General features: G+C 67.9%; 21 protein-coding genes and 1 pseudogene. 15 read left to right on the top strand and 7 right to left on the bottom strand.

The window, feature by feature from the left end; genetic code table 11:
- The first annotated feature begins 37 nt into the window (after positions 1 to 37).
- The 15 genes from rfbF (at position 38) to LZ017_RS13615 (ending at position 15,564) form a co-directional block, all read left to right on the top strand.
- Entirely contained in the window at positions 38 to 811 is a 774-nt protein-coding gene (gene rfbF / locus LZ017_RS13685; RefSeq protein ID WP_241397401.1) for a glucose-1-phosphate cytidylyltransferase, read from the top strand.
- 21 nt (positions 812 to 832) lie between these two features.
- Positions 833 to 2,077, top strand: a complete 1,245-nt coding sequence (locus LZ017_RS13680) for an oligosaccharide flippase family protein (protein ID WP_241397400.1) — start codon at positions 833 to 835, stop codon at positions 2,075 to 2,077.
- Positions 2,074 to 3,177, top strand: coding sequence for a CDP-glucose 4,6-dehydratase (gene rfbG, locus LZ017_RS13675; protein WP_241397399.1), 1,104 nt, complete (start codon positions 2,074 to 2,076; stop codon positions 3,175 to 3,177). Before LZ017_RS13680 ends, rfbG begins: the two co-directional genes overlap by 4 nt.
- The gene (locus tag LZ017_RS13670) at positions 3,165 to 3,602 is read left to right on the top strand and encodes a WxcM-like domain-containing protein (protein ID WP_241397398.1); all 438 of its coding nucleotides are present in this window, start codon (positions 3,165 to 3,167) and stop codon (positions 3,600 to 3,602) included. The genes rfbG and LZ017_RS13670 overlap by 13 nt, the downstream gene beginning before the upstream one ends.
- A 1-nt stretch (position 3,603) precedes the next feature.
- Positions 3,604 to 4,473 (top strand): sugar nucleotide-binding protein, encoded by an 870-nt coding sequence (locus LZ017_RS13665; RefSeq protein WP_241397397.1) that lies wholly within the window; start codon positions 3,604 to 3,606, stop codon positions 4,471 to 4,473.
- A 6-nt stretch (positions 4,474 to 4,479) separates the two neighbouring features.
- Positions 4,480 to 5,748: an NAD(P)/FAD-dependent oxidoreductase gene (locus LZ017_RS13660; RefSeq protein ID WP_241397396.1), complete on the top strand. Its 1,269-nt coding sequence runs from the start codon at positions 4,480 to 4,482 to the stop codon at positions 5,746 to 5,748.
- A gap of 7 nt (positions 5,749 to 5,755) precedes the next feature.
- A complete protein-coding gene (locus LZ017_RS13655) occupies positions 5,756 to 7,012 on the top strand; it encodes a hypothetical protein (RefSeq protein ID WP_241397395.1) in 1,257 nt (418 codons plus the stop codon).
- A 22-nt stretch (positions 7,013 to 7,034) separates the two neighbouring features.
- Positions 7,035 to 7,985, top strand: coding sequence for a glycosyltransferase family 4 protein (locus LZ017_RS13650; protein WP_241397394.1), 951 nt, complete (start codon positions 7,035 to 7,037; stop codon positions 7,983 to 7,985).
- Positions 7,982 to 9,034 (top strand): glycosyltransferase, encoded by a 1,053-nt coding sequence (locus LZ017_RS13645; protein ID WP_241397393.1) that lies wholly within the window; start codon positions 7,982 to 7,984, stop codon positions 9,032 to 9,034. Before LZ017_RS13650 ends, LZ017_RS13645 begins: the two co-directional genes overlap by 4 nt.
- Position 9,035: 1 nt before the next feature.
- A complete protein-coding gene (locus LZ017_RS13640) occupies positions 9,036 to 9,974 on the top strand; it encodes a glycosyltransferase (RefSeq protein ID WP_241397392.1) in 939 nt (312 codons plus the stop codon).
- Between the two features lie 46 nt (positions 9,975 to 10,020).
- The gene (locus LZ017_RS13635) at positions 10,021 to 10,944 is read left to right on the top strand and encodes a glycosyltransferase (protein ID WP_241397391.1); all 924 of its coding nucleotides are present in this window, start codon (positions 10,021 to 10,023) and stop codon (positions 10,942 to 10,944) included.
- Positions 10,941 to 11,903 (top strand): NAD-dependent epimerase/dehydratase family protein, encoded by a 963-nt coding sequence (locus LZ017_RS13630; RefSeq protein ID WP_241397390.1) that lies wholly within the window; start codon positions 10,941 to 10,943, stop codon positions 11,901 to 11,903. The genes LZ017_RS13635 and LZ017_RS13630 overlap by 4 nt, the downstream gene beginning before the upstream one ends.
- Positions 11,900 to 12,922 (top strand): glycosyltransferase family 4 protein, encoded by a 1,023-nt coding sequence (locus LZ017_RS13625; protein ID WP_241397389.1) that lies wholly within the window; start codon positions 11,900 to 11,902, stop codon positions 12,920 to 12,922. Before LZ017_RS13630 ends, LZ017_RS13625 begins: the two co-directional genes overlap by 4 nt.
- A gap of 4 nt (positions 12,923 to 12,926) precedes the next feature.
- Positions 12,927 to 13,517, top strand: coding sequence for an acetyltransferase (locus tag LZ017_RS13620; protein WP_241397388.1), 591 nt, complete (start codon positions 12,927 to 12,929; stop codon positions 13,515 to 13,517).
- 145 nt (positions 13,518 to 13,662) lie between these two features.
- On the top strand, positions 13,663 to 15,564 hold the full coding sequence (locus tag LZ017_RS13615; protein ID WP_241397387.1) for a nucleoside-diphosphate sugar epimerase/dehydratase: 1,902 nt from the start codon (positions 13,663 to 13,665) through the stop codon (positions 15,562 to 15,564).
- Positions 15,565 to 16,450: 886 nt separating this feature from the next.
- On the opposite strand, the pseudogene LZ017_RS13610 reads toward LZ017_RS13615, so the two are convergent.
- The 7 genes and pseudogenes from LZ017_RS13610 to LZ017_RS13580 all read right to left on the bottom strand — a co-directional run.
- Positions 16,451 to 17,038, bottom strand: a pseudogene (locus LZ017_RS13610) (sugar transferase); the annotation flags it as partial.
- 4 nt (positions 17,039 to 17,042) lie between these two features.
- Positions 17,043 to 18,221, bottom strand: a complete 1,179-nt coding sequence (locus tag LZ017_RS13605; protein ID WP_241397386.1) for a DegT/DnrJ/EryC1/StrS aminotransferase family protein — start codon at positions 18,219 to 18,221, stop codon at positions 17,043 to 17,045.
- On the bottom strand, positions 18,218 to 18,775 hold the full coding sequence (locus LZ017_RS13600; RefSeq protein ID WP_241397385.1) for a hypothetical protein: 558 nt from the start codon (positions 18,773 to 18,775) through the stop codon (positions 18,218 to 18,220). Before LZ017_RS13600 ends, LZ017_RS13605 begins: the two co-directional genes overlap by 4 nt.
- Before the next feature lie 12 nt (positions 18,776 to 18,787).
- Positions 18,788 to 20,026 (bottom strand): glycosyltransferase family 4 protein, encoded by a 1,239-nt coding sequence (locus LZ017_RS13595; protein ID WP_241397384.1) that lies wholly within the window; start codon positions 20,024 to 20,026, stop codon positions 18,788 to 18,790.
- Complete coding sequence (locus LZ017_RS13590; protein ID WP_241397383.1) at positions 20,023 to 21,144, bottom strand: glycosyltransferase; 1,122 nt, start codon at positions 21,142 to 21,144, stop codon at positions 20,023 to 20,025. Before LZ017_RS13590 ends, LZ017_RS13595 begins: the two co-directional genes overlap by 4 nt.
- Positions 21,141 to 21,785 (bottom strand): acyltransferase, encoded by a 645-nt coding sequence (locus LZ017_RS13585; RefSeq protein ID WP_241397382.1) that lies wholly within the window; start codon positions 21,783 to 21,785, stop codon positions 21,141 to 21,143. The genes LZ017_RS13590 and LZ017_RS13585 overlap by 4 nt, the downstream gene beginning before the upstream one ends.
- Entirely contained in the window at positions 21,782 to 23,032 is a 1,251-nt protein-coding gene (locus LZ017_RS13580; RefSeq protein ID WP_241397381.1) for a lipopolysaccharide biosynthesis protein, read from the bottom strand. The genes LZ017_RS13585 and LZ017_RS13580 overlap by 4 nt, the downstream gene beginning before the upstream one ends.
- Positions 23,033 to 23,039: the final 7 nt, after the last annotated feature.

The raw sequence follows: 23,039 nt of genomic DNA, 5'->3' as shown, positions 1-23,039 counted from the left end.
GGGAGTCATTCAAAACATCCAGAACAGGGCGAAGTACATGAAGGCAGTCATTCTTGCAGGGGGGCTCGGCACGCGTCTGAGCGAAGAGACGGGCACGCGCCCCAAGCCGATGGTCGAGATCGGCGGCAAGCCGATCCTCTGGCACATCATGAAGATCTACTCCGCCCATGGCATCAACGAGTTCGTGATCTGCTGCGGGTACAAGGGGTACGTCATCAAGGAGTACTTCGCAAACTACTTCCTGCACATGTCCGACGTCACCTTCGACATGCAGAAGAACAGCATGGAGATCCACCAGAACCAGGCCGAGCCCTGGAAGGTGACGCTGGTCGACACCGGCGAGAACTCCATGACCGGCGGCCGCCTGCGCCGCGTGCGGGACTACCTTCAGGGCGAGGAAGCGTTCTGCTTCACCTATGGCGACGGGGTCGCGGACGTCGACGTCACCAAGCTGCTGGCCTTCCATCGCGCGCACGGCAAGGCCGCGACGCTGACCGCAGCACACCCCCCCGGCCGTTTCGGCGCGCTGGATATCCAGAACAACTTCGTCCAGTCCTTCAAGGAAAAGCCCAAGGGTGACGGTGCTTCGGTGAACGCGGGCTTCTTCGTGCTGTCCCCGTCGGTGATCGATCTGATCGACGGCGACGACACCACCTGGGAACGCGAACCCCTGGAGGCACTGGCCTCGCGTGGCGAGCTGGCCGCATTCCATCACGCCGGATTCTGGCAACCGATGGACACGCTGCGTGACAAGACCCAGCTCGAAGAACTGTGGAGCTCCGGCAAGGCTCCGTGGAAGGTCTGGGCCTGACCCGTCGGCGAGGCCCGTGACGTGCTTGCAGTCAACATCCTGGTGGCCAACCTCGCCTATGCGGCGCGGCTGGTCATGCCGTTGCTCCTGCTGCCGGTGCTTTCGCATCGGCTGGACGCGGCCGACTATGGCGTCTACATGTACGCCATGGCCGTCGCCCAGTGGCTGAGCCTGTTCATCGAATTCGGCTTCAACCTCTCGGCGACCCGCCAGGTCTCGTCGGCCGTCACACCCGAGGCCATCGCCCACATCGCCACGGACACCCAGAACGCGCGGTTCACGCTCGCAGCCGGCGCTGCCCTGCCCGCACTCGGTCTGCTGCTGTGGTCGCCGCAGTTCGCCTCTGCCCCGCAATGGGTGGCGGTGGCCTGGGCCTACGGCGCACTGACCGCGCTGGTGCCGCAGTACTACTTCCAGGGTACGCATCGGCTGCGCGACATCGCTGGCGCGGAGCTCGCCGGGGCAGCGGCGACGCTGGGTCTGGTGACCACGCTCGTCACTCCCGCCAACCAGGCCGTCATGCTGCCGCTGCTGGTCCTGGCACCTCGCCTGGCCACGACCTGCTACCTGACGCTGCGCATGCGGCGCATGCTCGGCCAGGCGCGTCTGGGCGGCTACTCGTTCGCGAGCGCCCGTCGCAGTCTGTCTTCGGGTCTGGGCTTGTTCAAGTTCCAGATCTACGTCAGCCTGTACACGTCCTTCAACCTGATCCTGGCCGGCCATTTCTTCAGCGCGGCGCAGATCGGCGCCTACGCCTCGGCCGACCGCATCATGCGCGCGGGCCTGGGCTTCTTCAGCCAGATCTCGGCGGCGGTCTTCCCGAAGTTCGTCGCCATGCGGGCAGCGGGAGACAGCAACTTGCAGCGGGCGCGGCTGATCGCCATCGGCGGGATGCTGTGCCTGGGCCTGCTGGGCGCGGCGACCGTCTGGCTGGCGGCACCCATGCTGTCCCGCCTGCTCTTCGGCAGCGCGCATGAACTGGCCTCGGACATCCTGCGCATCCAGGCGATCGTCGTGCCGGCGATCGCCATCAGCAGCGTCATCAGTTTCCATTTCCTGCTCGTGGACGGGCAGGATCGCAGCCTCAACCGGGTGGTGCTCGCCGCCGCCGCGGTCAACGTTCCCCTGTGCCTGGTGCTCATGACGCGCCAAGGCGTCCAGGGCGCCGCCGTGTCCTGGGTCGTCATCGAGTGGGCCATCGCCGCGGCGCTGATCGCCATGGCCCTGCTGCAGCACAACACCCATCGAATCAAGGAAAGCACATGATCTTCAACGACACATTCCGGGGCAAGAAGGTCCTGATCACCGGCCACACCGGATTCAAGGGAAGCTGGCTCACCGTCTGGCTGACCAAGCTCGGCGCGGACATCGTGGGCTACTCGAACGAGATCCCCACGACCCCCTCGCTGTTCGAGACGGCCGGGCTGGCCGAACGCATCGACCACCGTCTGGGTGACGTGCGCGACTTGCCGCTGCTGATGCGCACGATCGACGAGACCAAGCCCGACTTCATCTTCCACCTGGCCGCTCAACCGATCGTCTCGCTGTCGTACACCGACCCCATCGGCACGCTGTCCAGCAACATCATGGGCACCGCCAACGTGCTGGAGGCGCTGCGTCTGCTCAACCCGGACTGCACCGTCATCATCGTCACCTCGGACAAATGCTATGAGAACGTCGAATGGGTCTGGGGCTACAAGGAAACGGACGCCGTCGGTGGCCGTGACATCTACAGCGGCTCCAAGGGTGCCGCCGAAGTGGTCTTCCACGCCTATCACCACTCCTTCTTCAAGCGGCCCGACTGCCGCGTGCGCCTGGCCACCGGCCGCGCGGGCAACGTGATCGGCGGCGGCGACTGGGCCAAGGACCGCATCGTCGTGGACTGCATGCGCAACTGGTCCGAGGGCCGTTCCGTGGAGCTGCGCAGCCCGAGCGCGACGCGCCCCTGGCAACACGTGCTGGAGCCGCTCAGCGGCTACCTGACGCTCGCGGAGCGCCTGAGCAAGGATGCGTCGCTGCACGGCGAGTCCTTCAACTTCGGCCCGCGCGCCGAGCAGAACCACACCGTCCTGCAGCTGATGAGCGACCTGTCCGAGCACTGGGACTTCGCTTCGCCGGAAGACGCCTACCGCGTCACCGACAACATCCCCTTCCATGAGGCCGGCCTGCTGAAGCTGAATTGCGACAAGGCTCTGTTCCATCTGCAATGGCAGGCGACGCTCAACTATGACGAGGTGGTTCGCCTCGTGGGTCACTGGTACTTCGATCACTACCGCAATCACGCCGACATGTACGCCCTGACGCTGGCACAGATCCAGGAGTACGAAACCCTGGCCGCCGACCGGGAGGTCACATGGGCCAAGTGAGCGCCGTGCGCGCAAGCGTCACGCCCCTGCGCGTGATCGCCCATCCCAAGGGCGACATCCGTCACGCGCTGAAGGCGTCGGAGGCCTCGTTCCAGGGATTCGGGGAGGCCTACTTCACCACGATCCTGCCCGGCCAGACGAAGGGCTGGAAGAAGCATCGCCGCATGCACATGAACCTGGTGGTCGTGCAGGGCGAGGTGGCTTTCCACGTGCATGACGACCGCAGCGGCGTCACCGAGACCTTCGTGCTAAGCACCGACGCCAGCACCTACGGCCGGCTTCACGTGCCGCCGGGCCTGTGGATGGCCTTCGGTGGCCGGTCCGACGCCCCCAGCCTGGTCCTGAACCTAGCCAGCATCGAGCATGACCCCGACGAGGCGGTCAACGTCGAGCTGGAGACCTACCCCATCGGCTCGGCGGCCTGACATGCGCATCGCTCTCACCGGCGCCTCCGGCATCTTCGGCGAAGCCCTGTCGGCCCGGGCTTCCGCCGCGGGCCACACGATCGTCCCCGTCCCCCGCGAGCAACTGATCGAGGGGCGAGGACGCCTGCGCGCCGTCGCCGCCGACGCGGACGTCGTGATCCACGCTGCCGCCAACACGAACGTCGAGGCTTGCGAGCTGGATCCGGCGGTTTGCTACCGCGACAACCTGCTGCTCAGCGAGCTGGTCGCCGAGGCCTGCCATCTGGAAGGGCGCAAGCTGGTCTTCATCTCCAGCACCGGTGTCTACGGCCCGCGGCAGGATCTGCCCTACGCCGAGTACGACGCGGCCGAACCCCCGACCCACCACCATCGCGCCAAGCATCTGGCGGAGCAGTCGGTGCTGGCCTTCTCGCGCCGCAACCTGGTGCTGCGCACCGGATGGCTCTTCGGCGGCAGCACGATCAAGCCCAAGAATTTCGTCGCCCGCCGACTCGAGGAAGCGACGGCGGCCCTGCAGGCCGGACGCACAGAGATGGCCGCCAATCCGCTGCAACGCGGCAACCCCAGCTTCACCGATGATGTCGCCGATCGCCTGCTTCAGGCCTTGGATCGCGACGAGTCCGGCACGTTCAACGCCGTGAACACCGGCCACGCGAGCCGACTGGAGTACGTGCAGGCCATCCTCGACGCCGCCGGCCTGGCCCTGCGCGCCGTGCCGGCCACCGGCGACGGCGGCTTCAAGCGCGTGGCCCGCGTGTCCCCCAACGAGAGCGCCCTGAATTGGCGTTTCGACGCGCAGGGCTACGCCCCCATGCCGGACTGGAAGACCAGTCTGACCCGATACGTCGTCGCCTTGCGCGCCCACGGCTGAGCCATCATGGAACACATCGACATCGTCGTACTGGGCGCCGGCATCGCCGGCCTGGGCGCGGCTCTCGCGGCGCGCCGCCAGGGCCGCCGCGCGGTCCTCTTCGAAGCCCGCCACCGATCCGGCGGTCTTCTGGACAACTTCGAGGTGGACGGTTTCCGCTTCGATCATGCGGTGCACCTGAGCTTCGCCAGCGAGCCGCTGGTGCGCGAGATTTTCGACCGCACCCCTTACCTGACGCATCCGGCCGACAGCACCTGCTTCGAGGACGGTCGCTGGCTGAAGCATCCGGTGCAGAACAACCTGCATCCGCTGCCGCCGCAGCAAAAGGTGGACCTGATCCAGTCCTTCCTCGCACGCCCCGCCGAACTCGGCGGCGAGGACTACGAGCACTGGCTGCGCCATCAGTACGGCGATGCCATCGCCGAGCGCTTCCCGATCAAGTACACGACCAAGTACTGGGCCACGCCGGCCCAGGATCTGTCGACCACCTGGATCGGCAACCGGATGCGCCGCGCGGAACTGGGCGAGATCCTGTTCGGTGCCTTCACCGACGAGACGCCCAACACCTATTACACGAAGGAGATGCGCTACCCCGAGAAGGGCGGCTACAAGGCCTTCATCCAGGGTCTGATCGACGAGTCGGAGATCCGCACAGGGCACGCGGCCGTCGCCGTCGATCCCGTCCAGCGCGTCGTGACTTTCGCCGACGGCACCCGCGTCGGCTACGACCGCCTGGTCAGCACGCTGCCGCTGCCGGTGCTAGCGCGCCTGATGGACGCTCCCGCGCCGGTGCTCAACGCCGCATCACGTCTGAAGGCCACCAGCATCGACCTGATCTCGGTGGGCATCGACAGCCCCGAAGACTTCCCGCTCTGGCTCTACATCTACGACGAGGACCTGCTGGCGAGCCGCATCTACTCGCCGTCCAAGAAATCGCCGGACAACGCGCCGGCGGGCTGCAGCTCGCTGCAGTTCGAGGTGTACTCGCGGGGCACCGAGTCGCGCTACACGAAGCAGGCGCTGATCGACAACGCACGCCTGACGCTCGAACGGCTGGGGCTGTGCGATCCGGCCGCCGTGCGCTTCTACGACCACCGGCGCCTGCCCTACGGCAACGTGATCTTCGACCGCGGTATGGAGGCTGATCGCGACATCGTCCGCGCCCACGTCAAGGAGCACGGCATCCTGAGCTGCGGGCGCTTCGGCGAATGGGACTACCTCTGGAGCAACCAGAGCCTGATCAGCGGCTACGAGGCCCTGTCCGGGGATCGGTAAGCGAGCGATGGACTTCGTCGACTTCTACCGGCTCGTGGGGCTGGCGCTGCTCGTGGCGCTGGTGCTGGGCACCCGGCGGGCGTTCACGCTGACCTTCCTGGCCTGCGCGAACTTCGCGCTGTATGCCTTCCTCAAACCGGTCCTCGTCTCGGAATATTTCCAGTCGGGCACGCAGGTGCCGCAGTACGTGATCGGCGCCTTCTGCGTGTTCCTGCTGGGCACCCTGCTGGGCACGCTGCTGTGCGATCATCAGGCCGCGCCACCGCCGCCGCCCGATGTGGTGGTGAAGATGCCCAACGTCTACTTGCCCGCGCTGGCCGGCGTGGCGTTGGTGGCGCTGCATCTGGCGCTGGTCGGTCAGACGCCGATCTCGGCGATCGCCGATCCGATCACGGCGCGATGGGCGCTGGGCAACGGCGGCAACATCCTCTTCCAGACGCTGTGGACCAACTTTCTGATCGTCACGGCGATCTACATCTTCTTCGCTCCGGCGCCGCTGGCTCATCGCGTCCTCGCGATCCTGATCAGCCTGGCCTGGTTCCCGCTGCTGTCGATCCGGGCGCCGCTGGTGGACTTCGTGCTGACGGTGATCGTGATCAAGTGCTTCCTGATCGGCCGGCGCGGATTCAGCCCGCTGGCGGCCCTGTCCTTCGCGCTGGCGGCCCTGCTGCTGATCGCATCGCTGGGGGTCGTGCGGCTGAGCTCGCAGACGGGCAAGTCGTTGGAGGAGATCATCGGGGCCGCACCGGACCTGCTCAACGTCAGCGGCCTTCTGCTCGACCTGATCCTGCAGCGACTGGACTATCTCGACGTGATGCAGGCCGCCGAGACCAGCCTCTCCCAGCTCCAGCTGCCGGCGATTCCGTTTCTCTATAACCTTCTCCCTCGCGGTCTGTTCGTCGACAAGCTGTACTCGTCGGACACGCAGGCCACCGCTCTGGCGGGTCCAGGCTTTGACCAGGAGAACATCACCCGCATCGTCGGCATCGTGGCCGAGATGATGTCCTCGGACCTGATGCTGATCTTCGGCGTCGTCTTCCTGTTCTCGCTGGGCGTGCTCTACAAGCTGATCGACAGCCGCATGCGCATGACCCGCGGGCGCCTGTTCCTGTACGCCCGGATCCTTCCCGCCGCCGGCGGTCTGCCTCTGCTGGGCGGCTGGAACACCATCTACATGTCTTCGTTCGCGCTCAATCTGCTGATGTCGGCGCTGATCGTCCGTCTCTATGAAAAGTCTTTTCCTATCCCCCCAGCCGATCGATGAGCGGCATGGCGGCGGCGTGGTGATGCTGGCGCTGCTGCGCAAGGAACACGCCGAAGGAACCGCCGGGGTCGTCGAGATCCACCGCGGCCAGCCCTCTGCCGTGGCGACTCGCCACTTCCGGTCGATGGGTCTGCCCGCGCTGGGTCTGATGCAGCTGCTGCTGCCGGTGCTTCCGTTCGACTTCTTCTCCCGTTTTTCGTTCGGACTTCTGGGCCATCTGCGCTCGCTCGGTCGCCAGAAGGCGACCTTTAACTACAACCAGATGCTGATCTATCCGCTGCTGGCGCGGCGCCTGGAGTCGGAGATCGTGGTCCACGACGTGATGCACGACATGTGGCGCTCGCATGCGGGGATGCGCCGCCCGTTCTGGCGCCTGGTTCGCTTCTGGGAACGCCGTCTGGTGCGCTGGCTTCCCGCCACATCGACGCTCGTCTTCCTCTCCGACAAGGATCGCGACATGCTCGCTGACGGCGTGCGCTGCCAGGTCCGCGTACTGGATCTGCCGGCGCTGCTGGCCTGCGGATCGGCCGGCAACCGCGCGCCAGAGCGTCAGTCGCTGAGACTCGGCCCCGGCGTACGCGTCGGTCTGCTGGGCGCCTGGAATCGCCCGGAGAACAGCAGCGGCGCCCAGGCCTTCCTGGACGCGCTTGAACCGGAGGTCCGTGAGGGCCTGCGCGTGCGCATCGCCGGTCCCGGCTCGGAGCAACTGTCCGACTGTCCGTCGATCGAGAAACTCGGCTTCGTCGATGACCTGAGCGAGTTCTTCGATGGCATCGACGTTTTCGTCGCGCCGCTGGACAGCGGCGCAGGCGTGAAGATCAAGGTCCTGAACGCCCTGGAGCACGGTGTCCCGCTGTTTCTGACCGCCAAGGCCGTCGAGGGCATCGATCTGCCCGCCGACTTTCCGCATGTCGTCGAGAGCGACTGCCGCCAGCTGGCGGAACACTTCAACCGCGCATACGTCCGGTCATGATCGTCTTCATCACCCACGGAGACGGACCGCGTGGCGCCGAGCGCGCCGTGCGCAATCTGTTGACGGACGCCCCCCCTGCCAGCTGGTTGTCGGTGATCTCGCTCGGCAAGGCCTTCGACGTGAAAGGCGACCATCTGCGCGAGCGCCAAGTCCAGGGCAAGGCCGAAGCCGTTTCGGCGACCATGGCAGAGATCGCACGCGGCCAGCAGGCCTGCCAAACTGTCACGCTGTGCTACGTCAACGGCCATATGGCCGTTCCGTTCGCCGCGTTCGCGTGGGCGCGTCTGCGAGGCCTGTTTGGCCGCCCGCGTACCCGCCTCGTCCTGTGGGAGCACTGCGTCCCGCACACGCACTACGAGCGTCGCGGCGGACTGGGCCGCCGTGTCATCCGCTCCTTGTATGCGGGCATGCTGCGGATGGCCGACGCCGTGGTGGCCCCTAGTTCGGTCATCGGCGCCGATCTCGAGCGGCACTTCGCCGAGATCCCAACCCACGTCGAGCAGATCGACAACCCCATCGTCCTGGCGCCCGCAGTGACCCTGGCATTGCCGGTCGACTGGCCCGAGGGGACGAGCTTGCGGACGGTGTTCGTCGGCGCGCTGAGCCCTGAGAAGCAACCGCATCTGGCGCTGGACTGGGTGACCGCGAATCGAGATCTCGGCGCCCATCTGCTGCTGTGCGGCGACGGTCCGATGCGCGAGGAACTCCAGGCCAGGATCGATTCGCAGGGTCTGCCGGCGACCATCGCCGGTCATGTCGGCAACCTTCGCGCGTATTACCAGCAGGCGGACCTCCTCATCTGTACCTCGCGCTACGAGACGTTCAGCAACGTCATGACCGAAGCAGCCATGTGCGGCTGTCGGGTGCTGACCACCGACTGGCCCGGGGTCAGCTCCGTGTACGGCGCCCACCCGCAGGTCCGTATCCATCGAGACGAGGCAGCGCCCGCATTCGATCCGCCCACGCGTGGACCCCGGCCCGCGCCTGGCGAGCGCCTCGTCAACTTCGACGCCGCTGTGCATCTCCAACAACTAGAAGGCCGGACCTGACGTGAACGACCTCTCCATCGCCCTGGGCGTGCTGTCCTATCGCCGGCCCGAGCTCCTGCGCGACCTGCTGCGCAGCTTCATGCGCCAGACCGGCGCGACGGCCCTGCGCGTCATCGTCTACGACAACGATCCGGCCGGCTCGGCCGAAGCCATCGCGCGCGAGTGCGTGCCTGCGTCGCAACTGCGCTACGTCAAGACGGATGCCAACTTCGGCAGTTCCGGCGGCTTCAACAGCCTGTTCGCCGAGGCCCTCCATGAGCAGGTCTCGCATTTCTTCTGCTGCGACGACGACATCGAGCTGACCGACGACTGCATGGAGCGGCTGCTCGAGGTCGCCCGCGAGCAGCCCAGCGCCGTGCTGCTGGGCGGACGGCGCTACCTGTCTGGCCGCGAGTTTCCCTGGGCGCCGACGGTCTCGGCGGCCGACATCACGCGCGTGAGCGCGCATCAGCCGGTCGCGGACCGGCCAGTCCCGGTGGACACGATCACCTTCGAGGGCTGCCTGCTGCCGCTGGCGGTGATGCGGAAGGTCGGCCTTCCGTATCGCAACTTCTACATGGACGGCGACGACTGGGACTACGGCCTGCGCATCCGCAAGGCCGGGTACGCCATCCTGCGAGTGCCGGCCACGGTCATCGTCCGAAAGATCGAACCGCCGCAGCGTCTGGCGCGCATCCCGCTCCTCGGCTTGAGCTCGTGGCGCAGCGGGATCGGTCCGGAACGCTCCTATTACGAGATCCGCAACAAGTTCAAGCTGGTCCACCGACATGCAGAACGTAGGACGTCGGCGCTGCTGCGGGAGACCGGGCGGGCGCTTCGCCGCCTGATCGGGATCGTCGCCTTCGAGGATCGCAAGCTCTTCCGCGCGCGCCTGGTGCTCCAGGCGGTGGCCCATGGCTGGGCCGATGTCGAAGGACGCAACGACAGCCTTCGGCTGTGACCGCGCCAACGCTCGCCCGCCCCTTCGCTTCGTCCGGATCCTTCCCATGACCTCCACGCTTCCCTCCTGCGCCGTCCTGCTGGCGACCTACAACGGCGAGCGCTGGCTGCCCGAACAACTGGACAGCCTGAGCGCCCAGCAAGGCGTCAACCTGCGCGTCATCGTCAGTGACGATCAGTCCTCGGATGGCACTCTGCGCGTGCTGATGCAGCGCGTCTCGACGCTTGCGCTGACCGTCCTTCCCGTCCACGCCGAGCGCTTCGGCAGCGCCAACCGGAACTTTCTGCGCCTGGTGCGCGACGCCGACATTGGCGACGCCGAGTACGTGGCGCTCGCCGACCAGGACGACGTCTGGCACGCGGACAAGGTCGGCCGTGCCATTGGTCGACTGCGCGCCGACGGCGCGGCGGCCTACTCGAGCGACGTGGAAGCCTTCTGGCCGGACGGCCGGACGCGGATCATCAAGAAGTCCCACGCCCAGAAGCAGTTCGACCACGTGTTCGGTTCACCGGGCCCCGGCTGCACCTTCGTGTTCACGCGCGCGCTTTTCCTGGAGATGCGCGCCTGGGTATCGGCCAACTTCGCGGCGCTGTCGCGGCTGTGGGTCCACGACTGGATCCTGTACGCCTACGCGCGCGCCCATGGTCATCGCTGGATCATCGACAACGTATCGACCATGCGTTACCGGCAGCACCAATCCAACGAGATCGGGGTGAACTTCGGCCTCAAGGCGGTTCAGCGCCGGCTTGCCGTCGTCAAGGAGGGCCGCTACCGCCATGACATCGTGATCATCGCGGAGCTCACGGGCGCCAGCCCCGACTGCGCGCGGGCCCTGCGACGCCTGAGCTGGGCCGACCGGCTCTGGCTCATCGGTCACGCCGGACAGTTCCGCCGCAGCCTGCCCGAGGTTCTGGCGCTGCGCCTGATCTTCGTGCTGATGCCCGCCACCCCCATCCCCGCAGCGGCATGAGCAAGTTCGTCGTCACCGGCGCCCGGGGCTATGTCGCGCGTCATCTGATCCGCCGCCTGGTCGCGGACGGCCACGAGGTGGTGGGGCTCACGCGCGGTGGCGCCGCCCAAGGCGCGGAACCCGGTTCCCGAGAAGTCGCCGTGGGCGACTACTCCGACGAGGCCATCCTGGCGCACGCGGTGAGCGGCGCTCGAGCCGTCTTCCATCTCGCGGCGCGGGCGCATCAGCGCAGCGCCGGCGAGGACGACGCGGCACTCTTCCACGCCGCGAACGTGGTGCCGACCGAGGCCCTGGCTCGCGCGTGCGCCGCGACCGGCGTGACGCGCCTGGTGATGGCCAGTTCCATCGGCGTGCTGGGCAACCGCACGGACGCCGCGGCCTTCTCCGACGCCACCCCGCCCGCGCCGGTCGACCCCTACGCGTTGAGCAAGGCGCTGGCGGAGCGGCGTGTGGCGGAGCTGCTGGCCGAGGGCGGCTGCGACTACTGCATCGTGCGGCCGCCGCTGGTCTACGGCCCGGGCAGCCCCGGCAACTTCGCCGGCCTCGTCGCGATCGCGGCCAAGGCACCGCTGATTCCACTCGCGGGCATCCGGGCGCCGCGCACCTTCATCCACGTCGATCACCTGGTGGACGCGCTGGTCGTCGCGGGTTCCCATCCGGCTGCCTCCCGGCGCACTTTCGTCGTGGCCGACGGCGCGGACACCTCGGTGGCCGAGATCGTCCGAACCGCCGCATGGACCTTCGGCCGTGAGCGCTGGCGCGTTGTCGCGATCCCCGAGGCGCTGCTGCGCACGCTGGCTGTCCTGGCCGGGCAGCGCACGCGAATCGATAAACTGCTCGCCCCGCTGCGTGTCGACGGCGCCGGCTTCCAGGAAGCCACCGGCTGGCGTCCCGCGCGGCCCACGTCAGAGGCGATCGCCGCAACCCTCCGGGACTGGCCCGGCGCCCCCACACCATGATCCTTGTTCTCGCTTCCCTGGGCAGCCTGCTGCTCTCCATCGCCCTGACCCGGGCCATGATCAGCTACGCGCTGTCGGCCAACCTCATGGACCGGCCCAACGAGCGCAGTTCCCACAAGGTGCCCACGCCGCGCGGCGGCGGTGTCGCATTCGTGGTGACCTTTCTCATCGCCCTGGTCGTCCTGCATCCGCTGCTGGGAATCGATCCCCATTTCGCGGTGGGAAGCGCCGGCGCTGGAGTTGTGGTCGCCGTGCTGGGCTTCGTCGACGATCGACGCGGTTTGAAGGCGCGCACGCGTTTCGCCGGCCACCTGCTGGCGGCCTGCTGGTTCCTGTACTTCCTGGGCTCGGTGCCACCCATGCCGATTTTCGGCTTCACCGTGGACCTGGGCATCGCCGGCTTCGCCCTGGCAGCACTCTTCCTGGTCTGGATGATCAACCTGTTCAACTTCATGGACGGGATCGACGGGCTGGCCAGCCTCGAGGCCGTGGCCGCCGCGGCCTATGGCGCCCTGCTGTGGGCGCTGCGCGAGCCGAGCGGCAACTGGACCGCGGCCGTGCTGCTGGCCTGCTGCGTGGCGGGATTCCTGGTCTGGAACTTCCCGCCTGCGCGCATCTTCATGGGTGACGCCGGCAGCGGCTTCCTGGGCCTGATCGTCGCCGCACTCGCGCTTTGGTGCGGTCGCGCCCATCCGGAGCTGTTCTGGAGCTGGCTCATCCTGATCGGCTGCTTCATGGTCGACGCCACCACCACCCTGGTGCGACGCGTGCGTCGCGGCGACCGTTTCTCGGAAGCCCATCGCAGCCATGCCTACCAGTACGCATCCCGCAAGCTGGGCGCGCACCGGCCTGTGACCCTTTGGGTATTCGCGATCAACACCGTCTGGCTGTTGCCGATTGCGGCCGCGGTCGCCCTCGGCCGGCTGGACGGCATGCTGGGACTGGTCATAGCCTATGCGCCCCTGGTGGCACTTGCATTCCGCTTCAAGGCCGGCGATCGCGCCGCCCAGGAGGTCTGACGCCATGGAAGCCCCAGCAGCCCACCTGCCAGCGCCCGGCGCCAATCCGATCGGCCGCCGTATCGTGATCGTGGGGGCGGGAGGCTTCGGACTGGCCGTGGCCGAGGCGCTGGAGGCCGTCGGCGGTTGGGAGATCGTCGGCCTCGTGGACGACCGCTGGCCGGATCTGACTAGTGCCGGGCGCTGGCCCGTGCTGGCCGCATCCAGTGGCCTGCCCGACCTGCGACCACAGGCCGACGCCGTTGTCGTGGCCATCGGTCGCAACACGGTGCGGGAGGCGGTGTTCGAACGCGCTCGGGCTGCCGGTTTCGCGCTGCCGCCGGTGATTCATCCGCGCGCCTACGTCGCTCGCGGAGCGGAAGTGGGGGCGGGAGCCATCGTCATGGCGGGCGTGATCGTCAGCCATGGCTGTCGCGTGGACGAGGGAGCGTTGCTCAACGCCGGTGCCGTCCTGGATCACGACAGCCAGGTGGAACGTTTCGCCCATGTGGGCATTGCCGCCAGCCTCGGCGGCGGCGCGCGAGTGGCGGAGCGCGCCGTGCTCGTCCAGGGAGAGATCCTGCCAGCGCAAGGGGTCAAGGTTCAGGCGCACTGAACTGTGGCGTCACGCACCACAGATCCCCACAAGGTAGGAAGGGTTCGTCAAGTCGACGTGCGACACTAGCGGGTCAAACGCAGTACGTGATCCGGCTCGAAAGGATCACTCTTCTCGACGCTGGCAACCCGGTGTCGCGCTTCGAATGACAAGCAAAACCATCACGCATTTCCTGGCGCTGCCAGCCAGCGCGAAAGTCGCGCTGATGGTGGGGGGAGACGCCGTCTTCCTCCCCATCTGCATGTTCCTTTCGGTGGCCATGCGTCTAGGCTCCTTCGAGCTCGCGCTGGACACGGCGCTCCCGCTGCAGTTGGGCATCGCCTGGCTCGCCATCCCCATCCTCGCGGTGGCGGGGCTCTACCGCACCGTGGTCCGCTACATCGACCTCAAGGTCCTGCTGGCGTCCAGCGTCGCGCTGGCGGCGGCCGTGCTGATCGCCTATGGGGTCGCCTTCGCCTTCGACTTCAGCGTCTTCCCGCGCTCGGTCCTGCCCAGCTTCTGGTTCGTGGCCTTCACCTACGTGGTGAACTCGCGCTTCATCGTGCGATCGATGCTGCGACGCAATCTGGCGGGTCGGCGCCGCGTCAACTCAGCCATCTACGGCGCCGGCGAGGCCGGCGTCCAGTTGGCCCGAGCCATGCAGTTCAGCACCGAGTACCGTCCCGTCTGCTTCTTCGACGACGCCCGCTCGCTGCAGCGCAAGTCGGTGAGCGCCCTGCCGGTGCATTCGCCGCAGGACATCCGCGAGATCGCCGCCCGCTACGACATCGACGAGATCGTCATCGCGGTGCCTTCGGCAACCCCCACGCAGAAGCGCGAGATGGCTGAGCGCGCGGGCCTGACTGGTCTGCCCGTGAAGATCCTTCCCGCGCTGTTCGACTGGGTCGGTGGCGGCAGTCTGGCCAACATCCGCGATCTAGATGTGGCGGACCTCCTGGGCCGTGACGCGGTTCCGCCCGACCCCCGTCTGATCCGGCTCAACGTGACTGGCAAGGTCGTGATGGTGACGGGTGCCGGCGGTTCGATCGGCAGCGAACTTTGCCGCCAGGTGCTGGCCCAGAAGCCGAGCAGCATCGTGTTGCTGGACCACTCAGAGTTCGCGCTTTACAGCATTGAACAGGAGCTCAAGCTCCAGGCCGTCGGTACCGGCATTAAGGTGCAGGCGCGACTCGGCTCGGTCCTCAATGCGGAGCTGCTGGATCACATCCTGAGCACGGAAGGCGTGCAGACGGTCTATCACGCGGCCGCCTACAAGCATGTGCCGATCGTCGAGGAAAACGTGCAGCAGGGCGTGCAGAACAACGTGTTCGGCTCCCTGCAGGTCGCGCAGGCCTGTGCGCGCGCCGAGGTCGAGACCTGCATCCTGATCTCGACCGACAAGGCCGTGCGCCCGACCAACGCAATGGGCGCATCCAAGCGCGTCGCGGAACTGATCTTCCAGGGCGCCGCGCTGACCAGCACCCGCACGCGTTTCGCGATGGTGCGCTTCGGCAACGTGCTGGGCTCGTCGGGTTCGGTGGTGCCGCTGTTCCGCCAGCAGATCATGAATGGCGGTCCCATCACGATCACGCATCCGGACATCATCCGCTACTTCATGCTGATTCCGGAAGCCGCCCAGCTGGTCATCCAGGCCGGCGCGATGGCGACCGGCGGCGAGGTGTTCGTGCTGGACATGGGCGAGCCGGTGCGCATCGCCGACCTGGCGCGATCGATGATCCGTCTGTCGGGTCTGACCGAGCGCACCGATGAGCATCCGGAAGGCGACATCGAGATCAAGGCCGTCGGCCTGCGCCCAGGCGAAAAGCTCTACGAGGAGCTGCTCATCGGCGACGACATCATCCCCAGCGGCCACAGCCGCGTGATGTGCGCCCGCGAGCGCCACATCGAGCCCTCGCTGCTGGAGAAGATGCTGGCATCCCTGCAGGCCGCCTGCGTACAGAACGACCGTGACGGGATCCTGCGCCAACTGAGCAACTTGGTTCCCGAGTTCCGCGCGGCGAACGTCGTCAACGCGGAAATGATCTCCCGCATGCAGCAGCAGGGCTGATCCCAAGCGCAGGAAACGGGCCCGCGACCGTGGGCCCGTCTGACGCGTTTCAGGCCGCCACTTCCTCGGCCTTCATCGTCATCCCCTCCTCGACGGTCATCACCGTCAAGCCAAGACGACCCGCGACCGACGCGATCAGCGCACGCTGCTGATCGGACAGTTGCTCGTCCGCAACCAGAATGTGCGTGGCGCCAGCCAACAGGTGCGGCAACTCAAGATCGGACAGGCGCCCCTGCACGCGCACGCCAGCGATCCGCAGACCCTGGGCGGCCTCGTCGTCGTCCAGCATCGCCAGCACATGCCATCCTTCGCGGCCATGGATCGCGGCAATGAGGCGTCGCGCGCGCTCCCCAGCGCCGATCACGATCGCGCGACGCGCATCGAAGAGTGGCCCCTCCACCATCCGCCGGGCGTGCTCCCACAGCAGGCGGTAGACCATGCGCGCGATAGCGAAGGCCAGAATGCTGAACACCGGGTGCAGCACCAACACTGCCCGCGGTACGGCGGTCAACTGCGCCATCTGGATCCAGAACGCGCTCACCAATCCGCCCAGCAACGCGCCGACCACCAAGCGCCGGAAGTCGTCGAAGCCGAAGAACCGCCAGAGGCTCCGATAGATGCCGACCAGTCCCAGACAGATGAGGTAAGTCGCGACGACACCCGCCAGGACGTAGTCGTCATAGGCCGGCCGTCCGGGCTGCCAGCCTTCGAAGCCGAGACGGAACAAGTAGGTCAGGTGCCAGCAAAGCAGCACCAGGACGGCATCGGCGCACACGGCGCGGAGTCGGTTCCATCGGCCCAGCGTGGAAAGACGCTGTTCCACGCCGGTCCAGAAGCGGACATCGGTGATCGTCATGGCATTCCTTGCAGTCGAGAGCGCGGGCGCGGCGATCGTCTTCAACGTCAGGCCGATCACCTGGAGATCGCTGGCGAGCGAATGATTGTCGACGTAGCGCAGCGAGTACCGCAGCTTGCTGGGCAGGATCACGCGCAGGTACTCCTGTTCGGGGTCCGACGCGTCGGCCAGCAGCTCGTTCTCGTTGCGAAAATGAACCGAGGCGAAGTCGGTGACGCCGGGGCGCACGCTCAGCAGACGCAGCCGCCAGTCCTCGGGATAGTGCTGGACGTAGCGGGGCACCTCCGGCCTCGGCCCGACCAAGCTCATAGTGCCGCGAAGCACGTCGATCAGCTGCGGCAGTTCGTCGAGCTTGCTCGACCGCAATACGCGTCCGACTCTTGTGATGCGCGGATCTCCGGCGACGGTGACCTGGGCGTCGGTGCGAGGCGGTTCCATCGACATCGTGCGGAACTTGAAGATCCGGAACAGACAGCCGTGCCGCCCCACCCGCTCCTGCCGAAAGAAGACCGGGCCCGGTGAGTCGACCTTGATCGCGATCGCCAGCAGCGCGAAAAGCGGCGCGAGTACCAGCAAGCCAGCCGCAGCGATCACGACATCGAACAGCCGCTTCAACATGAGTTCACGCCGCTCCAAAGGTGCGACGCACCGCCGAGATCACCCGATCCACATCCGCGTCCGACATCGCCGAATAGATTGGGATACTCGCCAAACGCTCGTACGCCTTCTGCGATTCCGGGAACATCTCGGCCGTCAGGCCGTAGCGCTCCTTCCAGTAAGGGTGCTGGTGCAGCGGCACGTAGTGCACGCTGCAGCCGATGCCCAGCGCGAACATGCGCTCGATGAACTCGTCGCGCGTGACCGTCGCCGCGTTGCTCAGGCGCAGCACGTACAGGTGCCAGCTGTGGACGTCCTCGTTGGGGGCTCGCGGGGGCAGGATCAGCGGCAGGTCCGCGAAGGCTTCGAAGTAGCGCGCCGCGATCTGCTCGCGACGCGCCTGGAAGGCCGGCAGCCGCTTGAGCTGGTGCAGGCCCAGCGCCGCCGCGATGTCGGTCAGGTTGTACTTGAAGCCCGGGGCGACGATCTCGTAGTACCAGCTGGGCACCTTGGCGGTGAAGCGGTCGAAGGCGTCGCGGTTGATGCCATGCAGCCGCATCACGCGGGCACGCTGGGCCAGCGCCGGGTCGCGCGTCACCAGCATGCCGCCCTCGCCCGTGGTCATCGTCTTGTTGGCATAGAAGCTGAACACCGTGGCATTGCTGCCCAGCGTGCCGATCAGCTCCTTCTCCAGCGTGGTCGGCAACGCATGCGCCGCGTCCTCGACCACCTTCAGCCCGTGCTTGCGCGCGATGTCCAGCAGCGCCAGCATGTCCACCGCCAGGCCGGCGTAATGCACCGGGATGATCGCCTTGGTGCGCGGCGTGATGGCGGCCTCGATCTGGTCCAGGGCGATGTTCATCGTCGCCGGATCGATGTCCACCAGCACCACGTCCGCGCCCAGGTAGCGCACCACCTCGGCGGTGGCGGTGAAGGTGTGCGTCGTGGTGATGACCTCGTCACCCGGGCCCAGCCCCAGGGCTTCCAGCGCCAGGTGCAGGCCGGCCGTCGCGGAGTTGACGGCGATGCACTCGATCTGCGGCTCGCCCAGGAACTCGGCGAAGGCCTGCTCGAAGCGCTTGGCCTTGGGGCCGGTGGTGACCCAGCCGCTGCGCAGAGTGTCCACCACCTCGGCGATTTCCTCGTCGCCGATCTCGGGCAGCGCAAAGGGCAGGAAGGGCAGCTTGTCGGAAGAGGTGCTCATGCGGGTTTGGTGATCAGGGCCAGCCGGTGGCTGCGCAGCAAGGGAAGACAGTTGAACCAGGTGTAGGCGGCCGGATGCAGCCGGCAAACAGCGCGCGCCAGCGGCGGCGCCAGCGGCGGCGCCAGCGTGACGCGGCGCCAGCGGAACACCCCCTGCGGAAACAGCTGGCGAACCCGGCCCACCGGCACGCCGCGCACGTCGCGGTTGCGTGGATTGTCGACGATGAAGTCATACCAGAGCACGGCCCCGCCGGGCTTGAGCCAGGACCACATCGCCTCCGCCAGGCGCTGCTGCAGCGCATCGTCCAGGATGGACGAGAACACGGTGCACTGCATCACCAGGTCCTGGCTGCCCGCCGTGATGTCGGCGCGCGAGGCATCGCCACCGAGCAGGCATAGCAGTTCGCGCTGGCGCTCCTGCAGCATCTGCCAGACCTCGGGGCGCAGCAGGCTGTAGCGGTCCAGGCCCGGCGCATCGCCGGAGGCGGTCTGCCGGCGCGCATAGCGCCGCGCGATCTCGCGCAGCTCCTGCTCCAGCGGTTCGCGGCCCGGCACGGGGGTCTCCGTTCAGGCGTCCAGGGCCTGCAGGAAGCGCCGCGCCAGCACCGGATAGGTGTGGTGCGCCAGCACGAAGGCACGGCCCCGGCGTCCCATTTCGGCGCGCTCGTCCGCAGACAGCGCGGCCAGCCGGCGCAGGCCCTGGGCGACGGCCACCGAGTCTTCGGGCGGCACGGTGAGGCCACAGCCGGCCTCGGCCACCGGGTCGTTGCCCGCCTCCACCGAATGCAGCACCGCGCGCTCGGCCATCATGTAGTCCATCAGCTTGTTGGGCGCGATGCCAAAGCGATAGATGGGCGTGCGCTGCCAGCCGATGTAGGCGATGTCGAACTGCGCCAGCAGCGCGGGAATCTGCGCCTTGGGGATGGCCGGGAAGAAGGCCACAGAGTCCAGGCCCTCGGCCTGGACGCGGGCCTTCAGACGCTCGCACTCATGTCCACCGCCCACCAGCACGAAGCTCAGCGCCGCGCCCCCGTCGGCCGGGGACGAGCGCAGCTGCGCCGCCGCATCCAGCAGCACGTCCAGCGCATTCGGCAACCCCATGGACCCGGCATAGCCCACCACCACGCGTCCGGCCGCGCGCTGCGCCTGCAGGTGCTGCACCAGCGCCGGGTCGGTCAGGGCCGGCGGCGTGCCGTCCCATTCATCCAGCGTGATGCCATTGGGCACGATGTGCAGCTTCTTCAGATCCAACCCGTGCGCCGCCATGTGCTCGTGCACCTTGGGCAGCATGGAGACCACCGCGTCGGCGTCGCGGTAGGCGTCGTTCTCGGCCTTCTGGCACAGCATCGCGAACGGGTGCCAACGCGACATGCCCGACAGCTCGATGGGCGACAGCGGCCAGAGGTCGTGCACCTCGTAGACCAACTGGGCCTGAGCCAGGCGGGCGATCTTGCGCGCCACCCAGATGTCCATCGGGTAGGTGCTGGAGGCGATCACCACGTCGGGCTGGAACTCGCGCGCGAGGATGTCGGCGTCCTTGCCGACCTGGCGCAGGAAGGACGCGATGTTGCGCAGTCGCCCGAAGCCATTGCCCTGGTAAGCCGGTGTCCCGTACCAGCAGTAGGCGATGCCGTCCAGGGTCTCGCCGCCGGGGCCGGGCTGCTGGCTGCGCACATGCGAGTGCGAGGCGGCCAGGATCAGCACCTGGTGGCCCTGGCGCACCCATTCGCGGCTCAGGTAGTAGGGGCGGAACTCCATGCCGTACTTCGGCGCGCCGGCATAGTGGTTGATCAGCAGGATCTTCATTCTTGTTGGATCTCGCGCAGTCGCTGCACGAAGCGCTGCACCGCGGGGCCGAACATCGCGTGCTCGGCCACCCAGGCGCGGTTGGCGGCGCCGGCGGCCGCGGCGGCCTCCGGTGTGGGGGTCAGGTCTTGCATCGCGGCCAGCAGAGCGTCCTGTGCCCCGCCCTCACCCATGCCCATGTCTTCGGGCAGGATCAGGCCATGGCGCGGCGCCCCGGGCGGCAGCCGCAACAGCTCATGATTGGCCGGCAGGTCCGACAGCAGCGGCAGGCATTCATGCGCCATGGCCTCCAGCACCGAGACCGAGGCCGAATCGCTGCGCGGCAGACTCAGATACCAGCGCGACTGCGCGTAGTAGCGCCCCTGCGTGCTGGGGTCCAGGCGGCCAACGAATTGCACCCGCTCCGCCAGGCCCGCCCGCGCCACGGCGGCCTCCAGCTCGGCGCGCAGCGAACCGTCGTTGGCGACGATCAGCCGGGCCTCGGGCTGGCGCGCGGCAATGCCTCGGAAGACATCGATCACCCGCTGCGGCTGGTAAATCGGCTCCAGCCCGCGGTTGGCGAAGAACTGCCACGGGTTCTTGCGCGCGTTCTGCTTGGGCAGTGATTCCAGGCCAAATGGAAACGTCATCACCTCCGCCGCGCCCAGCTCGCGCATGCGCTCGCTCATGTGGGCCGAGTCGGAACTGCACAGGCTGCTCTCGCGCAGCACCTTCTGCGTCAGCCAGCGATAGGCCCAGCCCTGCTGCGGCGCCACCAGGATGTCGCTGCCCCAGGCCGAGCTGGCGATGCGCGCGCGCAGGCCCCAGCCGCGCTTGGCCGCCCAGGCCAGGGTGCCGTGTGAGGTCAGGTAATGCGCATGCAGCCAGTCCGGCTGCACGCGCTTCAGCCAGGCCCCCAGGCGCGGCAGCTGGGCCAGCACGGCCATGTTGCCGCCGCCCTGGGCCGGACGGGTGTTGAGCGCCAGGCGCCGATCCTCGGGCAGCAGAAAGCTGAACTCCGGCGCGAAGCCGCGCGTGGAGGCCGCCCACAGTTCAATCGCCGGCTTCTGCTGCGCCAGCGCGCGCGCCCACTTCAGCAGATGCGGGCTCTCGCCATCGCCGATCAGCACCAGTCTCATGGCTTCTCCACCGCGTCCAGCCCCGGCGGCAATTCGCCCGCCCAGGCCTGGTAATGCGGCATCAGGTCGGGATGCTCGCGCAGCAGGCGGGCGTCCATGCGCCGCGTGTCGCCGATGACCTTGGCCGGCTGACCGGCCAGGATGGCGAAGTCCGGATGCTCGCCGCTGACCAGGCTGTAGGCCGAGACGATGCTGCCGCGCCCCAGCCGGGTGCCGGGCAGCAGCGTGGCATGAGCGCCGATGAAGCTGTAGGGGCCGATCTCCACCGGCGCGGTGAAGTAGGCCTTTTTCTCCGCCGTGTGCACGTACTCGCGCCCGTACAGGCGTATCGCCGCATGGCTGGAGTGGGTGAAGATGCCGGTGAAGAAGCCGATCTGGCAGCCCTCGCCGATGCGCAGCCCGTAGGTGGCATCCAGCACGCTGAAGTGGCCAATGAAGACATGGTCCTCCACCTGCAGCCGCTCGGGCGCGAAGATGAAGGCCGTGTTGCTGACGCGCGTGTGCGGCAGGAAGCCTCCGTCGCCACGCACGAAGCCGCCCACCATGCGCGTTCCCCACAGCCGCGACAGCAGCCGCTTGCAGGGCTGCCAGAGCCGGCGCAGCGCATGCGCCGGCTTCGCGGTGCTTGTCGCCACCGTCATTGCGTCACCTCGTCGAAGGTCCAGGTCGCCAGCGCCCAGAAGTAGTAAGCGAAATACAGCAGCATCGCTGCGGACACGCCCCAGCCGGCGCCGATCAGGCCGCCCTGCTGTACGCCCACGCCCAGCCCCAGCACGAAGGCCAGTTGCCCCACCAGCGCCAGCTTCAGCGCCCAGGCCTGGGCGCGCCACACCATGGTGGTGACCGCCAGCGGCGAGGCCACGAAATGCAGCGCAATATACGGCGCCAGCGCGCGCGCCAGCGCGCCGGCGTCGGCCCAGCGTTCGCCAAACACCCAGGCAAAGAGCTGCGGACCGAAGAGCATCAGCAGTGCCGCCAACGGCAGCGCGATGGCCGCCAGCGCGGCCATGCTGCGGCGGACCAGCGACAGCGCCTGCGCCGGCTGCGTGGCCGCCGCCAGCCGGGGATAGAGCGTCTGCGACAGCGCGCCGCCCACCAGTCCGGCCGGCGCCTTCAGATAGCGCAACGCGAGCGCCCAGTAGCCCGCCGAGGCTTCGCCCAGCCAGGCGGCCAGCAGGAGCATGGACAGGCTGTCCTGCAGCGCCGAGGCAAAGGCGTGCGGCGTGTTCAGCAGCGGGAAATCCTTGTGCCGGGCGGCCTGCTCGCGCAGCGCCGCGCCCGGCTGGCGCCACAGCGCGGCCCAGCCGCCCGCCGGCGCCGTCATGGCGGCCAGCCACAAGGCCGCGCCCAGCCCGGCCACCACCGGGCCCAGCACCAGCCCCACGGCCCCAAAGGCCGCCAGCCCCAGCAGCAGCTGCAACAGCGCCGCTCCGCCGTACTGCAGCACGCGCGCCCAGGCCATGGCCGCGACCGCTTGCGCGCGCGTGGCCCACAGCGTCATCGCCTGCGCCGCGGCGCCGGACAGCACGGCCAGTGGCAGCCACAGCGCCAGGGCTTCGTCACGCCACATGGACCAGACCAGCCCCGCCCCCGCGCTGGCCAGCGTCACCGCCAGCAGCAGCCGCGCGCACAGCGCCGCCAGCGCCAGGGCCGCGGGCTCGTCGTCGGCCAGCGGCAGCGCGAACTCGTAGCGGGCGCAACCCACCACTGCGACATTGGTCGCCACGGTCCACAGCAGGCTGAAGTGACCGAACTCGGCGGGCGAATAAAGCCGCGTCAGCCAGGGCCCCAGCAGCAGCGGCAGGGCCTGCGCCAGTGCGCCGCCGGCCAGCAGCGTGGCCGTGGCGCGCAGCAGTCCCGCCGTTCCAACTGATCGGACTCCGACCATCCCGTGC

The sequence above is a fragment of the Pelomonas sp. CA6 genome, assembly GCF_022549225.1.
Classification (GTDB): Bacteria; Pseudomonadota; Gammaproteobacteria; order Burkholderiales; family Burkholderiaceae_C; genus Roseateles.
The sequence above is the reverse complement of the archived record's forward strand: the minus strand, read 5'-3'. Positions and strand labels throughout refer to the sequence as shown.

Coding starts and splice junctions, on each gene's coding strand:
- LZ017_RS13650 (WP_241397394.1), top strand. CDS start 7,035: ATGCTGGCGCTGCTGCGCAAGGAACACGCCGAAGGAACCGCCGGGGTC.
- LZ017_RS13670 (WP_241397398.1), top strand. CDS start 3,165: ATGGGCCAAGTGAGCGCCGTGCGCGCAAGCGTCACGCCCCTGCGCGTG.
- LZ017_RS13665 (WP_241397397.1), top strand. CDS start 3,604: ATGCGCATCGCTCTCACCGGCGCCTCCGGCATCTTCGGCGAAGCCCTG.
- LZ017_RS13655 (WP_241397395.1), top strand. CDS start 5,756: ATGGACTTCGTCGACTTCTACCGGCTCGTGGGGCTGGCGCTGCTCGTG.
- LZ017_RS13590 (WP_241397383.1), bottom strand. CDS start 21,144: ATGAGACTGGTGCTGATCGGCGATGGCGAGAGCCCGCATCTGCTGAAG.
- LZ017_RS13620 (WP_241397388.1), top strand. CDS start 12,927: ATGGAAGCCCCAGCAGCCCACCTGCCAGCGCCCGGCGCCAATCCGATC.
- LZ017_RS13625 (WP_241397389.1), top strand. CDS start 11,900: ATGATCCTTGTTCTCGCTTCCCTGGGCAGCCTGCTGCTCTCCATCGCC.
- LZ017_RS13660 (WP_241397396.1), top strand. CDS start 4,480: ATGGAACACATCGACATCGTCGTACTGGGCGCCGGCATCGCCGGCCTG.
- LZ017_RS13630 (WP_241397390.1), top strand. CDS start 10,941: ATGAGCAAGTTCGTCGTCACCGGCGCCCGGGGCTATGTCGCGCGTCAT.
- LZ017_RS13605 (WP_241397386.1), bottom strand. CDS start 18,221: ATGAGCACCTCTTCCGACAAGCTGCCCTTCCTGCCCTTTGCGCTGCCC.
- rfbF (WP_241397401.1), top strand. CDS start 38: ATGAAGGCAGTCATTCTTGCAGGGGGGCTCGGCACGCGTCTGAGCGAA.
- LZ017_RS13615 (WP_241397387.1), top strand. CDS start 13,663: ATGACAAGCAAAACCATCACGCATTTCCTGGCGCTGCCAGCCAGCGCG.
- LZ017_RS13595 (WP_241397384.1), bottom strand. CDS start 20,026: ATGAAGATCCTGCTGATCAACCACTATGCCGGCGCGCCGAAGTACGGC.
- LZ017_RS13645 (WP_241397393.1), top strand. CDS start 7,982: ATGATCGTCTTCATCACCCACGGAGACGGACCGCGTGGCGCCGAGCGC.
- LZ017_RS13580 (WP_241397381.1), bottom strand. CDS start 23,032: ATGGTCGGAGTCCGATCAGTTGGAACGGCGGGACTGCTGCGCGCCACG.
- rfbG (WP_241397399.1), top strand. CDS start 2,074: ATGATCTTCAACGACACATTCCGGGGCAAGAAGGTCCTGATCACCGGC.
- LZ017_RS13585 (WP_241397382.1), bottom strand. CDS start 21,785: ATGACGGTGGCGACAAGCACCGCGAAGCCGGCGCATGCGCTGCGCCGG.
- LZ017_RS13635 (WP_241397391.1), top strand. CDS start 10,021: ATGACCTCCACGCTTCCCTCCTGCGCCGTCCTGCTGGCGACCTACAAC.